Source organism: Streptomyces sp. GDS52 (genome assembly GCF_052246875.1).
Taxonomy (GTDB): domain Bacteria; phylum Actinomycetota; class Actinomycetes; order Streptomycetales; family Streptomycetaceae; genus Streptomyces; species Streptomyces cathayae.
Genome location: NZ_CM125966.1, coordinates 6,245,001 through 6,258,918 on the forward strand (window position 1 = coordinate 6,245,001; position 13,918 = coordinate 6,258,918).

11 protein-coding genes, 2 rRNA genes and 1 riboswitch (1 of these 14 running past the window's edge) are annotated in these 13,918 nt (G+C 66.2%); of the genes, 12 read left to right on the forward strand and 1 reads right to left on the reverse strand.

What is annotated here, in order from left to right; genetic code table 11:
- The 12 genes from ACTWJ9_RS28510 to ACTWJ9_RS28565 form a co-directional block, all read left to right on the forward strand.
- Nucleotides 1-2,649, forward strand: a 23S ribosomal RNA gene (locus tag ACTWJ9_RS28510) (it extends 474 nt beyond the left edge of the window).
- Nucleotides 2,650-2,737: 88 nt separating this feature from the next.
- Nucleotides 2,738-2,854 (forward strand): 5S ribosomal RNA (rrf, locus tag ACTWJ9_RS28515).
- 109 nt (nt 2,855-2,963) lie between these two features.
- The gene (locus ACTWJ9_RS28520) at nt 2,964-3,572 is read left to right on the forward strand and encodes a CDP-alcohol phosphatidyltransferase family protein (protein ID WP_279337133.1); all 609 of its coding nucleotides are present in this window, start codon (nt 2,964-2,966) and stop codon (nt 3,570-3,572) included.
- Nucleotides 3,573-3,687: 115 nt separating this feature from the next.
- Nucleotides 3,688-6,183, forward strand: coding sequence for a mannose-1-phosphate guanyltransferase (locus ACTWJ9_RS28525; protein ID WP_279337134.1), 2,496 nt, complete (start codon nt 3,688-3,690; stop codon nt 6,181-6,183).
- 119 nt (nt 6,184-6,302) lie between these two features.
- The gene (locus ACTWJ9_RS28530; RefSeq protein WP_279337135.1) at nt 6,303-7,217 is read left to right on the forward strand and encodes a DUF881 domain-containing protein; all 915 of its coding nucleotides are present in this window, start codon (nt 6,303-6,305) and stop codon (nt 7,215-7,217) included.
- The gene (locus tag ACTWJ9_RS28535) at nt 7,214-7,546 is read left to right on the forward strand and encodes a small basic family protein (protein WP_003988855.1); all 333 of its coding nucleotides are present in this window, start codon (nt 7,214-7,216) and stop codon (nt 7,544-7,546) included. The genes ACTWJ9_RS28530 and ACTWJ9_RS28535 overlap by 4 nt, the downstream gene beginning before the upstream one ends.
- A gap of 5 nt (nt 7,547-7,551) precedes the next feature.
- A complete protein-coding gene (locus tag ACTWJ9_RS28540; RefSeq protein WP_279337138.1) occupies nt 7,552-8,463 on the forward strand; it encodes a DUF881 domain-containing protein in 912 nt (303 codons plus the stop codon).
- Between the two features lie 61 nt (nt 8,464-8,524).
- A complete protein-coding gene (locus ACTWJ9_RS28545; protein ID WP_443294921.1) occupies nt 8,525-9,448 on the forward strand; it encodes an FHA domain-containing protein in 924 nt (307 codons plus the stop codon).
- Between the two features lie 46 nt (nt 9,449-9,494).
- Nucleotides 9,495-10,238: a transcriptional regulator FtsR gene (gene ftsR / locus ACTWJ9_RS28550; RefSeq protein WP_443294922.1), complete on the forward strand. Its 744-nt coding sequence runs from the start codon at nt 9,495-9,497 to the stop codon at nt 10,236-10,238.
- A gap of 84 nt (nt 10,239-10,322) precedes the next feature.
- The gene (locus ACTWJ9_RS28555) at nt 10,323-10,796 is read left to right on the forward strand and encodes a bifunctional nuclease family protein (protein WP_003988851.1); all 474 of its coding nucleotides are present in this window, start codon (nt 10,323-10,325) and stop codon (nt 10,794-10,796) included.
- A 218-nt stretch (nt 10,797-11,014) separates the two neighbouring features.
- Nucleotides 11,015-11,701, forward strand: coding sequence for a MerR family transcriptional regulator (locus tag ACTWJ9_RS28560; protein WP_443294923.1), 687 nt, complete (start codon nt 11,015-11,017; stop codon nt 11,699-11,701).
- A gap of 108 nt (nt 11,702-11,809) precedes the next feature.
- Nucleotides 11,810-13,246 carry a DNA polymerase IV gene (locus ACTWJ9_RS28565; protein ID WP_388708213.1) on the forward strand — a complete coding sequence of 479 codons (1,437 nt, stop codon included), beginning with the start codon at nt 11,810-11,812 and terminating at the stop codon, nt 13,244-13,246.
- Between the two features lie 37 nt (nt 13,247-13,283).
- Here the strand turns inward: ACTWJ9_RS28565 and ACTWJ9_RS28570 are convergent, their stop codons facing one another.
- Complete coding sequence (locus tag ACTWJ9_RS28570) at nt 13,284-13,661, reverse strand: PRC-barrel domain-containing protein (protein ID WP_279337143.1); 378 nt, start codon at nt 13,659-13,661, stop codon at nt 13,284-13,286.
- Between the two features lie 118 nt (nt 13,662-13,779).
- Nucleotides 13,780-13,876, forward strand: a riboswitch (glycine riboswitch).
- Nucleotides 13,877-13,918 lie beyond the last annotated feature (42 nt).

Here is a 13,918-nt window from a genome sequence, read left to right on the forward strand (position 1 = left end):
AGAAATCCCGTGTGAATCCGGCGGGACCACCCGTCAAGCCTAAATATTCCCTGGTGACCGATAGCGGACAGTACCGTGAGGGAATGGTGAAAAGTACCGCGGGAGCGGAGTGAAATAGTACCTGAAACCGTGTGCCTACAAGCCGTGGGAGCGTCGCATGCAGGCTTGCCTGCATGTCGTGACTGCGTGCCTTTTGAAGAATGAGCCTGCGAGTTTGCGGTGTGTTGCGAGGTTAACCCGGGTGGGGAAGCCGTAGCGAAAGCGAGTCCGAACAGGGCGCTTCAGTAGCACGCTCAAGACCCGAAGCGGAGTGATCTAGCCATGGGCAGGTTGAAGCGGAGGTAAGACTTCGTGGAGGACCGAACCCACCAGGGTTGAAAACCTGGGGGATGACCTGTGGTTAGGGGTGAAAGGCCAATCAAACTCCGTGATAGCTGGTTCTCCCCGAAATGCATTTAGGTGCAGCGTCGCGTGTTTCTTGCCGGAGGTAGAGCACTGGATAGGCGATGGGCCCTACCGGGTTACTGACCTTAGCCAAACTCCGAATGCCGGTAAGTGAGAGCGCGGCAGTGAGACCGTGGGGGATAAGCTCCATGGTCGAGAGGGAAACAGCCCAGAGCATCGACTAAGGCCCCCAAGCGTACGCTAAGTGGGAAAGGATGTGGAGTCGCACAGACAACCAGGAGGTTGGCTTAGAAGCAGCCATCCTTGAAAGAGTGCGTAATAGCTCACTGGTCTAGTGATTCCGCGCCGACAATGTAGCGGGGCTCAAGCGTACCGCCGAAGTCGTGTCATTGCGATATCAACCCCCAACGGGGATCGTGATGGGTAGGGGAGCGTCGTGTGCCGGGTGAAGCAGCCGCGGAAGCGAGTTGTGGACGGTTCACGAGTGAGAATGCAGGCATGAGTAGCGATACACACGTGAGAAACGTGTGCGCCGATTGACCAAGGGTTCCTGGGTCAAGCTGATCTGCCCAGGGTAAGTCGGGACCTAAGGCGAGGCCGACAGGCGTAGTCGATGGACAACCGGTTGATATTCCGGTACCCGCTGTGAAGCGCAAGACATCGAACCAGGCGATGCTAAGTCCGTGAAGCCGCCCCGATCTCTTCGGAGTTGAGGGGAGTGGTGGAGCCGACGGACCAGACCTGCAGTAGGTGAGTGATGGGGTGACGCAGGAAGGCAGTCCAGCCCGGGCGGTGGTTGTCCCGGGGTAAGGGTGTAGCCCGAGTGGTAGGCAAATCCGCCACTCATCCAGGGTGAGACCCGATGCCGAGCCGATTGTGGCGAAGTGGATGATCCTATGCTGTCGAGAAAAGCCTCTAGCGAGTTTCATGGCGGCCCGTACCCTAAACCGACTCAGGTGGTCAGGTAGAGAATACCGAGGCGTTCGGGTGAACTATGGTTAAGGAACTCGGCAAAATGCCCCCGTAACTTCGGGAGAAGGGGGGCCATCACCGGTGAGCACTCTTGCAGTGTGAGCTGGGGGTGGCCGCAGAGACCAGCGAGAAGCGACTGTTTACTAAAAACACAGGTCCGTGCGAAGCCGTAAGGCGAGGTATACGGACTGACGCCTGCCCGGTGCTGGAACGTTAAGGGGACCGGTCAGCTCCATTTCGGTGGGGCGAAGCTGAGAACTTAAGCGCCAGTAAACGGCGGTGGTAACTATAACCATCCTAAGGTAGCGAAATTCCTTGTCGGGTAAGTTCCGACCTGCACGAATGGCGTAACGACTTCTCGACTGTCTCAACCATAGGCCCGGTGAAATTGCACTACGAGTAAAGATGCTCGTTTCGCGCAGCAGGACGGAAAGACCCCGGGACCTTTACTACAGTTTGATATTGGTGTTCGGTTCGGCTTGTGTAGGATAGCTGGGAGACTGTGAGCCCGCCACGCCAGTGGTGGGGGAGTCGTCGTTGAAATACCAGTCTGGTCGTGCTGGATGTCTAACCTGGGTCCGTGATCCGGATCAGGGACAGTGTCTGATGGGTAGTTTAACTGGGGCGGTTGCCTCCTAAAGAGTAACGGAGGCGCCCAAAGGTTCCCTCAGCCTGGTTGGCAATCAGGTGGTGAGTGTAAGTGCACAAGGGAGCTTGACTGTGAGACCGACGGGTCGAGCAGGGACGAAAGTCGGGACTAGTGATCCGGCGGTGGCTTGTGGAAGCGCCGTCGCTCAACGGATAAAAGGTACCCCGGGGATAACAGGCTGATCTTCCCCAAGAGTCCATATCGACGGGATGGTTTGGCACCTCGATGTCGGCTCGTCGCATCCTGGGGCTGGAGTCGGTCCCAAGGGTTGGGCTGTTCGCCCATTAAAGCGGTACGCGAGCTGGGTTTAGAACGTCGTGAGACAGTTCGGTCCCTATCCGCTGCGCGCGCAGGAGTCTTGAGAAGGGCTGTCCCTAGTACGAGAGGACCGGGACGGACGAACCTCTGGTGTGCCAGTTGTCCTGCCAAGGGCATGGCTGGTTGGCTACGTTCGGGAGGGATAACCGCTGAAAGCATCTAAGCGGGAAGCCTGCTTCGAGATGAGGGCTCCCACCCACTTGATGGGGTAAGGCTCCCAGTAGACGACTGGGTTGATAGGCCGGATATGGAAGCGCCGTAAGGTGTGGAGTTGACCGGTACTAATAGGCCGAGGGCTTGTCCTCAGTTGCTCGCGTCCACTGTGTTGGTTCTGAAACCACGAACGACCCCATGCCGGGCCACGGCGTGGTGCGGTTGAGTGTTTCATAGTGTTTCGGTGGTCATAGCGTAGGGGAAACGCCCGGTTACATTCCGAACCCGGAAGCTAAGCCTTATAGCGCCGATGGTACTGCAGGGGGGACCCTGTGGGAGAGTAGGACGCCGCCGAACTTCTTTTAGAGCTCTGGCTCTTGGGCACGCAGCCCAAGAGCCAGAGCTTTTTTGTATTGAGGTAGGGTCAGTGAGCATCATTGGTACGTTTCCCACAGGAGGCCCCCGGGTGGAGGTCCAGGAGACTCGCGTCCAGACGGACCGTGTCCTCACCATCCCGAACATCCTCAGCATGGCGCGGCTTCTCGGCGTCCCTCTCTTCCTGTGGTTGATCCTCAGGCCTGAGTTCGGCGGCCCGAAGAGCGACGGCTGGGCGCTTCTGGTGCTCGCGCTGAGCGGTGTCAGTGACTACCTGGACGGCAAACTCGCGCGACGGTGGAATCAGATCAGCAGCCTCGGCCGGCTTCTTGATCCTGCGGCCGACCGACTCTACATCCTGTCGACTCTGCTCGGACTCACCTGGCGCGAGATTCTTCCGCTCTGGTTGACGGTCGTACTACTGGCACGTGAGCTGGTTCTGCTGGTGATGGTGGGTGTCCTCCGGCGGCACGGCTATCCGCCGCCGCAGGTGAACTTCCTCGGGAAGGCGGCCACCTTCAACCTGATGTATGCCTTCCCCTTGCTTCTGCTCAGCGACGGCAGCGGCTGGATCTCGTCACTTGCCGCTGTTTTCGGATGGGCGTTCGCCGGATGGGGTACAACGCTGTACTGGTGGGCAGGAGTCCTCTATGTGGTTCAAGTCCGCCGCCTGGTGCGTGCGGACGCCATGGCCGGCTGAACTCGCTGACTGGCACGCGCAGAGTGGCGCGATGGCCCGCAGTCGAAACGTGCGGGACAATCTTGGTGGGTGAAGTCGGCTAGACCGTCGTCTCTTAGAGGAGGGCGCTTCCGACATGAAGGCCGTCGTGATGGCCGGGGGTGAAGGCACACGCCTTCGCCCCATGACCTCAAGCATGCCCAAGCCGCTCCTGCCGGTGGCCAACCAGCCGATCATGGAGCACGTTCTGCGGTTGCTCAAAAAGCATGGGCTCAACGAAACCGTTGTGACCGTCCAGTTCCTGGCATCGCTGGTCAAGAACTACTTCGGTGACGGCGAAGAGCTCGGAATGGAGCTCACCTATGCCAATGAGGAGAAGCCACTCGGTACCGCGGGAAGCGTCAAGAACGCCGAAGAGGCATTGAAGGACGACACCTTCCTTGTCATCTCCGGTGATGCTCTGACGGATTTCGACCTCACTGAGCTGATCAATTTCCACAAGGAAAAGGGCGCGCTGGTCACGGTCTGCCTGACCCGGGTGCCCAATCCGCTGGAATTCGGTATCACCATCGTGGACGAGCAGGGCAAGGTCGAGCGTTTCCTGGAGAAGCCGACCTGGGGGCAGGTCTTCTCCGACACGGTGAACACCGGGATCTACGTCATGGAGCCCGAGGTCTTCGACTATGTCGAGCCGGATGTGCCCGTCGACTGGTCCGGTGACGTCTTCCCGCAGCTGATGAAGGAAGGCAAACCCGTCTACGGCTTTATCGCCGAAGGCTACTGGGAAGATGTCGGCACCCATGAGAGCTACGTGAAGGCACAGGCCGACGTCCTGGAGGGCAAGGTCGACGTCGATATCGACGGTTTCGAGATCTCGCCGGGTGTATGGGTGGCCGAGGGTGCCGAGGTGCATCCCGATGCCGTCTTGCGCGGTCCGCTCTACATCGGTGACTACGCCAAGGTCGAGGCCGGCGCCGAGATCCGTGAGCACACGATCGTGGGATCCAACGTCGTCGTGAAGAGCGGGGCCTTCCTGCACAAGACCGTCGTCCACGACAACGTGTACGTCGGCCCGCACAGCAACCTGCGGGGCTGTGTCCTGGGCAGGAACACCGACGTCATGCGCGCGGCGCGGATCGAGGACGGCGCCGTCATCGGCGACGAATGCCTGATCGGCGAGGAATCGATCGTCCAAGGGAATGTGCGGGTCTACCCGTTCAAGACGATCGAGGCGGGCGCCTTCGTCAACACCTCGGTCATCTGGGAGTCCAGAGGGCAGGCACATCTCTTCGGAGCCCGTGGGGTCTCCGGAATCCTGAACGTCGAGATCACTCCGGAACTCGCCGTGCGGCTGGCCGGTGCCTACGCGACGACGCTGAAGAAGGGGTCGACGGTCACCACGGCCCGGGACCACTCCCGTGGTGCCCGTGCCCTGAAGCGTGCGGTCATCTCCGCGTTGCAGGCCAGTGCCATCGACGTACGGGACCTGGAGAACGTACCGTTGCCCGTGGCCCGGCAGCAGACCGCGCGGGGCAGCGCGGGCGGCATCATGATCCGCACCACACTCGGCGTGCCCGACTCGGTCGACATCATGTTCTTCGACGGACAGGGCGCCGACCTCTCGCAAGGCAGCCAGCGCAAACTGGACCGGGTGTTCGCGCGACAGGAGTACCGGCGTGCGTTCCCGGGAGAGATCGGTGATCTGCACTTCCCGGCGAGTGTCTTCGATTCGTACACCGGGTCACTGCTGCGGAACGTCGACACCACGGGAATCGCGGAGTCCGGGCTGAAGGTCGTCGTGGACGCGTCGAACGGCAGCGCGGGGCTCGTCCTGCCGAGTCTGCTCGGCAAACTCGGTGTCGACTCGCTGACCATCAACCCCGGCCTGAACGAGTCCAGGCCGACCGAGACGGCCGATATGCGACGCTCGGGGCTGGTGCGGCTCGGTGAGATGGTGGCGTCCTCCGGTGCCGCGTTCGGTGTGCGGTTCGACCCCGTCGGCGAGCGGCTGTCCCTGGTCGACGAGAAGGGGAGGATCGTCGAGGACGACCGGGCGCTGCTCGTCCTGCTCGACCTCATCGCGGCCGAGCGGCGCAGCGGCAGGGTCGCGCTCCCCGTGACCACCACCAGGATCGCCGAACAGGTGGCGGCCTACCACGGCACGCAGGTGGAGTGGACGACCACCTCGCCCGACGACCTGACGCGCGTGGGCGGGGAAGAGGGGACGATCTTCGGCGGTGACGGCAAGGGCGGTTTCATCGTCCCGGAGTTCAGCCGGGTCTACGACGGCACTGCGGCCTTCGTCCGGCTCATCGGTCTGGTGGCGAGGACGCAGCTCACGCTCAGCCAGATCGACGCGCGGATCCCGCGCGCGCACGTGATCAAGCGCGATCTGGCGACTCCGTGGGCCGTCAAGGGACTGGTGATGCGGCGGGTCGTCGAGGAGGCCGGTGAACGCTTCGTGGACACCACGGACGGTGTACGCGTGGTGGAGCCCGACGGCCGCTGGGTGATGGTGCTGCCCGACCCGGCGGAGGCGGTCACCCACCTGTGGGCGGAGGGACCCGACGACGCCTCCGCCCAGGCCCTGCTCGACGAGTGGGCGGCCGTCGTGGACAGCGCGGGACGATAGGCGGAACGGCAGAACCAGCGGTACACGTGCGTGCCGGACAAGTGCCCCCAACGGGGCCTGTCCGGCACGCCGGTAGGGCCGTTCGGAGGTAGTGGCCGTGGCGTGCGACGATGTGCGGCATGCCGCAGCAATCCCCCGTTCGGAGCACACCCCAGCGGCCTCCGCGCCCGGACGCGTCCATGTCGTTGCTCACCAACGTGATGGACCACAGCCTCGACGAGGGATACGCCGAGGCCGCCGCGCGAAAGCAGGCCGACGGCAGCGGCGGTATGCCGAAGACCCTCAGGGCGAAACTGGGGCTCGCCGGTGGTCTGGTGCTCGCCGCTCTGGTCGTGACCGTCGGAGCCGCGCAAGCCAGGGTGGCGGCCCCCGTCGTCGCCAAGGAGCGCGAGGAACTGATCGACAGGATCGACCGCGAGACCGAGGCGGCGGACAAGCTCAAGGACGGCGTCGACGCACTCCGTGACGATGTGGGCGCGCGGCAGCGCGAGGCGCTCAGGCACAGCGGTGAGGGCGACCGCACCGAACTGGTGGGCGTCCTGGCGGGTGCCGTCGCGGTGCACGGCCCCGGAGTGAAGCTCGTGGTGAACGACGCCAAGGACACGAGCGTGGGCGGGGACGGCGACGCGCGGTCGACCTCCGGTTTCTCCGACACCGGGCGGGTCCGCGACCGTGACATGCAACGCGTGGTCAACGGGCTGTGGGAGTCCGGTGCCGAGGCCGTCTCGATCAATGGGCAGCGGCTGACCGCTCTGTCTGCGATCAGGGCCGCGGGAGACGCGATACTGGTCGACAACAGGCCGCTGGTACCGCCGTACACGGTGCTCGCGGTGGGGGACGGCCGACAGCTGAGCAGCCGGTTCCAGAACAGTGCGGACGGGCTGTATCTGCAGGCCCTGGAGGAGAGCTACGACATCCGCACCGAACTTTCGGTGGAGGACGCCCTCCGGCTGCCCGCCGCGCCGAGTGTGATCGTACGAACCGCACAACCGATGACCGAGACGACATCTGCAACTGAGAAGGGCACATCGTGATCGCCGTACTGGGCCTCGTCGTGGGAGTCGTGGCCGGCCTGTTGGTCCGGCCCGAGGTTCCGGCAGTCGTCGAGCCTTACCTGCCGATCGCCGTCGTGGCGGCGCTCGACGCCGTCTTCGGCGGGCTGCGGGCCATGCTCGACGGCATCTTCGACGACAAGGTCTTCGTGGTGTCGTTCCTGTCGAACGTGGTGGTGGCCGCGCTGATCGTCTTCCTCGGCGACAAGTTGGGCGTGGGAGCCCAGCTGTCCACCGGGGTCGTGGTCGTCCTCGGCATCCGGATCTTCTCCAACGCCGCGGCGATCCGCCGGCACGTGTTCCGGGCGTGAGGGCGATGAGCGATCACGAGCACGACAGGACGACGCCCGAGCCGGCAGCCGGACCACACTCGGTACCCGGACCACGCCCGGCAGCCGGTGGCAGCCTCCGCAAGGAGCTGCCCGACGAGGTGCCCGCGCCCGTGTCCGCGCCCACGCCGACGGTCGAGGACGGGGGGACACCGCCGGAGCCGCCCGGATCCGATCTGACCGGACGGCAGCGACTGGTGAAGGGATTGTGGCCGCCACGGATCACCCGGGCTCAACTCATCGTCGCCGTGTTGCTGTTCGGCCTGGGTTTCGGCCTGGCCGTCCAGGTCGCCTCGAACAGCGAGGGTGACAGTGCGCTGCGCGGCGCTCGTCAGGAAGATCTTGTCCGTATCCTCGATGAACTCGACGACCGCACGGAGCGTCTTGAGGATGAGAAGCAAGGGCTCGAGAAGCAGCGTGACGAGCTGGAGAACAGCTCGGACCAGGCCGAGGAGGCCCGGAGACAGACAGCCGAGAAGGAACGGCAACTCGGCATCCTGGCGGGCACCGTGGCCGCGCAGGGGCCCGGCATCACGTTGGTCATCGAGGACACGAAGGGGATGGTGAAGGCGAACATGCTGCTCGACGCCGTCCAGGAGCTGCGCGCGGCCGGTGCCGAGGCCATCCAGTTGGACGGCGTGCGGGTCGTGGCGGGCACCTACCTGTCCGATTCCGGCAATGGGGTGAGTGTCGACGGGAACAAGATCACTGCCCCCTATCGTTTCAAGGTCATCGGCAAGCCGCAGGATCTCGAACCGGCGCTCAACATCCCAGGAGGTGTGGTGCAGACTCTCGAGAAGGAACAGGCCACCGCCTCCGTGGAGAGGTCGGCCAAGATCGTCGTGGATGCCTTGCGGCCGGCGAAGCAGCCTGACTACGCTCGGTCGTCCTCCCCGTGAACCGGGGGTGCATGGGGGGTGACCGGCGAGGGCAAGAGGTTGCGGGGGGTCGGCGCACCGAATGGGTGGTGCGTGGTGGAAACTGTCTGGTGGATACGGACGTTGTGAAGATGTCCGGGTCGGCCAATGTGTTCAGTCAGGGTTCGTCCTGCCCCACGGGCGGGTCTGTTTCGGTCAAGGGGAATCGCCCGTGAAGTTGTTTGGGAAGTTGTTCGGCAAGAGCGCACGAGAAGGCCGCGACAGTGAGGCTGCCCGGCATCGTGCCCAGCCGGAGACGGAAGGTTCGCGTCCGCTGTTCCGGGACCAGGTGGACGGCCAGGGCGCGCCGTCGGTTGACCTTGCGCAGTCGAGCGGCATAGGTTTCGGGCAACCGTCAACCTCAGGTACGGGTGGAGGGTTCTCCGACCCGTACGCGTCCCAAGCCCCCGGTGGGCAGGAGGATCCGTCCATGTCGGTCCTGGTATGTGCGAGGTGCGGTAACCGCAACCCGGAGAACAGCCGGTTCTGCTCCAACTGTGGAGCTCCGCTCCGGCCCGGAGTCGCCCCGGAGCGCCCCTCCGAGACGACCTCCACCATCTCCATCTCCGGTCTCGAGGCCTACGACGCGGAGGTCACCGGCCAGACGCAGATGCCGATGCTGTCGCCCGAGGCGCAGGCGGCCGTCGACGCTCTGCCGGTGGGTTCGGCGCTCCTGGTCGTGCGCCGCGGGCCGAACTCGGGAAGCCGCTTCCTGCTGGACGGAGATCTGACGACGGCCGGCCGGCACCCGCAGAGCGACATCTTCCTGGACGACGTGACGGTCTCGCGTCGGCACGTGGAGTTCCGCCGCGGCCAGGACGGTTCCTTCACCGTGGCCGACGTGGGCAGTCTGAACGGCACGTACGTCAACCGTGAGCGCATCGATCAGGTCGGTCTGTCGAACGGTGACGAGGTGCAGATCGGCAAGTACCGGCTGGTGTTCTACGCGAGCCAGCGGGGCTACTGACCCTCCCCGGGTTCCGTCCGGGGCACCCTGACCCCAGGGAAGGTCCATGCTTCACACACCGAGCGGCGGTGCCGGGCACGGCGCCGCCGCAGCGGAAACCGGACTGATGAGCATCGGCACGGTGCTGAACACGCTGCGCGAGGAATTCCCCGAAGTCACCATCTCCAAGATCCGCTTCCTGGAGTCGGAGGGGCTCATCGAGCCGCGGCGGACCCCCTCGGGGTATCGCAAGTTCAGCGCGGCGGACGTCGAGCGGCTCGGTCATGTCCTGAGGATGCAGCGGGACCACTACCTGCCGCTCAAGGTGATCCGTGAGCACGTGGAGGCGATGGAGCGCGGCGAGGCCCTCCCGCTGCCGGTGCTGTCCCGGCAGCGGGAGGGGGAAGCCGGCCCCGAGCCGTCCGCCGATCCTGCCTCCACGGCGGCCCGGATCGGGCGGGCGCAGCTGCTGGCGGCCGCCGGCATCGACCAGGAGCAGCTCGCGGAGTGGGAGTCGTACGGGCTGCTCGCTCCCGTCGAGGGCGAGGTGTACGACGCCGAGGCGGTCACCGTCGCCGGTCTCATCACCGAGTTGGGGCGGTTCGGGATCGAGCCGAGACACCTGAGGGCGATGAAGGCCGCCGCGGAGCGGGAGGCCGGGCTGGTGGACCAGGTCGTCGCCCCGCTCAAACGCCACCGCAATCCGCAGACCAGGGCTCATGCGCAGGCGCGTGCGAAGGAGCTCGCCGGTCTCACGGTGAAGCTGCACGCCGCGTTGGTGAGCTCGGCGCTCGGAGTGCGGCTGCCCTGAGGGGCACGGGGCCGGGGGACCGGATCGGCCACCTGATCCCGGCCCGACTACCCAAACGTCCCGGGCACGGCCTAGGGTTGCTGTGTGAACGAGCTCGATGTCGTAGGTGTCCGGGTCGAAATGCCCTCGAACCAACCGATCGTGCTGCTGCGCGAAGTGGGAGGCGACCGGTACCTCCCCATCTGGATCGGGCCGGGGGAGGCGACGGCCATCGCCTTCGCCCAGCAGGGCATGGCTCCGGCGCGCCCGCTGACCCACGACCTCTTCAAGGACGTGCTGGAAGCCGTCGGTCAAGAGCTCACGGAAGTGCGCATCACGGATCTGCGCGAGGGGGTCTTCTACGCGGAGCTGGTCTTCGCCAGCGGCGTGGAGGTCAGTGCCCGGCCGTCCGACGCCATAGCGCTGGCGCTGCGCACGGGGACGCCGATCTACGGCAGTGACACGGTCCTCGACGACGCGGGGATCGCCATTCCGGACGAGCAGGAGGACGAGGTGGAGAAGTTCCGCGAGTTCCTCGACCAGATCTCGCCGGAGGATTTCGGCTCCAGCAGTCAGTGAGCGGCGGTGACCGTCCCGCCGGATTCCCGCTCGGGCCGGGGGCGCGCGAGGGCGTCGCACGGCCCGCACAGAAGGCATTCGGCTAGCCTTTCCCCGCGGTGGGACACGGGAAACCACTCTTAGGGTGATTATCACTCGGCGTGCCGAGTGTGGCGATCGTTGACGCACCCTTGGTGACTGCCTACCGTCGAGGAGGCAGGTCGAGGACGGAGGTCGGCGTGAGAAGCACCGGCGACGGTACGGCCGGGGGTGCCCCCGGACACGGTCTCGGGGCGAGAGGTCCGTACCCTCACCCAGGCCCTCAGCTCCGCGCGAGCGGGGCGTATGCCCATTACGGCAGTGTGGCCGATCATGCTCCGCAGCGGCCGTCGGCCGTGCCGAGCAGCGGAGGGGCGACGACGTCCATGGTGTCCGAGGAGATCGGTTATCGCGGCCCCACGGCCTGCGCGGCCGCCGGTATCACCTACCGGCAACTGGACTACTGGGCCCGCACGGGACTGGTCGAGCCCAGTGTGCGGCCCGCGCACGGCTCCGGGACGCAGCGGCTGTACAGCTTCCGGGACGTCGTCGTCCTGAAGATCGTCAAGCGGTTCCTGGACACCGGCGTGTCGCTGCAGAACATCCGTACCGCCGTCCAGCATCTGCGGGAGCGAGGCTTTCGTGATCTGGAGCGCATGACGCTGATGAGCGACGGCGCCACGGTCTACGAGTGCGACACGCCGGATGAGGTCCATGCCCTGCTCCAGGGTGGCCAGGGGATCTTCGGGATCGCCGTCGGTGTGGTGTGGCGGGACGTCGAGAGCGCGCTGTCCCAGTTGCACGGGGAGCGTGTCGACACCGGGGAGACGCTTATCGGGCCCAACCCGGCGGACGAGCTGGCGCGGCGGCGGAACCGAGCCGTTTGAGCCGTCGGTGCCGCTGAGCGGTCCGTGTCGTCCGGGACGCGTCCGGGGCGGCCGGTGGCCGGCCCGGGTGGCAGGGCATTGTCAGTGGCGTAGGGCAGCATCGAAGATGTGAGATCCGCGCCCACCATCCTGCATCTCGACATGGATGCCTTCTTCGCCTCGGTCGAGCAGGCGTCCAAGCCGAGCCTGCGGGGGAAAGCCGTGGTGGTGGGCGGGCTCGGGCCACGTGGAGTGGTCGCCACCGCTTCGTACGAGGCCCGGCTCTTCGGCATCCGTTCCGCGCTGCCCATGGCGCAGGCGCGACGGCTCGCGCCGAACGCGGCGTATCTCGTGCCGCGCTTCGCGTTCTACCGGTCGATCAGCGACCAGGTGATGGGGCTGCTGCGGGCGCTGTCGCCGCTGGTGGAGCCCTTGAGCCTGGACGAGGCGTTCGTGGACCTGGAGGCCGGCGGGGCGGCCTGGGACGAGCGGTCGGCCCGGCTGGCCGGGGCGAGACTGCGCGCGGACATACGGGCGGTCACCGGGCTCACCGGGTCCGTCGGGCTCGCCGCCTCCAAGATGCTGGCGAAGATCGCCTCGGAGCAGGCGAAGCCCGACGGGCTGGTGCTCATCGAGCCGGGGAGGGAGCGGTCCCTGCTGGCACCGCTCCCGGTCCGGACGCTGCCGGGGGTGGGGCCCGCCACCGGTGACCACCTGCGCAGGGCCGGGATCCACACGATCGACGAGCTCGCCGAGGCCGGGGAGGACGAGCTGGTGCGGTTGCTCGGCAAGGCACACGGACACGCGCTGTACGCCATGGCCCTGGCACGGGACGAACGGCCCGTGGTGGCCGAGCGGGAGACGAAGTCGGTGTCGGTCGAGGACACGTACGACGTGGACATTCACGACCGGGTGCGGGTCGGGACGGAGGTGCGGCGGCTCGCCGATCGCTGTGTGCGCAGGCTGCGGGGAGCAGGGCTGGCGGGACGGACCATCGTGCTGAAGGTGCGGCGCTACGACTTCTCGACGCTCACCCGGTCCGAGACGCTGCGGGGCCCCACGGACGATCCGACGGTGGTGCGTGAGGCGGCGGCGCGGTTGCTGGGGTCGGTCGACACGACGGGCGGAGTACGGCTGCTGGGGGTGGGGGTCAGCGGGCTCGCGGACTACACCCAGGAGGACTTGTTCGCGCAGGCGGCGGGGGGCCGGGGGGAGGAGTCGCCGGGCGAGGAGGCGCAGATGGCCGCACCCGCGGAGGAGGAGCGGCGGACGAGCGTGGAGCGGAGCTGGCCGGCCGGGCACGATGTACGGCACACCGAGTACGGGCACGGGTGGGTCCAGGGCAGCGGCCTGGGCCGGGTCACGGTCCGGTTCGAGACACCCGGCTCGGCGGTGGGACGGGTGAGGACCTTCCGCACCGACGACCCGGCCCTGCAGCCGGCGGATCCGCTGCCCCTGGTGGATCGAAGCCTCGGCGAGAGCGAGAGGCCGCAGGGTGGTGCGGAGACGAGCGATGGCTCGGGGGCGGGTCCCGGGGGCATGGATCCGGGGCACTCACAGGTGTGAGTGGGCCGCGGGCTTCGTGCTCCGGTTCCGGGGGCTCTCAGGCGTGGCGGTCGTCGCGGTCGGCGAGTTTGCCGAAGTCGCGGTCCGGAAGCGGGGGAGGCGCGGAGATGTCCAGACCGTAGTGGTGGTAGAGCTGGAGTTCCTGCTCCGGGGAGAGGTGGCGGCCCACGCCGAAGTCGGGGGCGTCCTTGATCAGGGCGCGTTCGAAGGGAATGTGGAGGCTGCCGTCGATCAGCTCGCTCGGCTCCAGGGGGACGAAGGCGTCCCTGCTGAACAGGCCGGTGCGTATCGCCGCCCACTCGGGTATGCCGGTGGCGTCGTCGAGATAGACCTCGTCGATGGTGCCGATCCGGGTCCCGTTGCGGTCGAAGGCCTTGCGGCCGATCAGGTTGCGCGGATCGATGTCGGTCTGCACGGGCCCTCCACTGGTCGCAATCCGCAGTCATTCGTCAGCACTACGAAACGGCACAATCGGTCCGGCGGCCACTCGAAGGTCCGGGGGTTGCCCTCGCTGGTACGCTGGCAGCGGCTGCTGACCCCGTGCGGGAGAGTCCTCCGGACACCATCGGAGGGCGCCGAAGGAGCAAATCCTCCCCGGAAACTCTCAGGCCCACGTACCGCATGGACGAGGTCACTCTGGAAAGCAGGGCGGGTGTCGACGGCTCCCGCTCT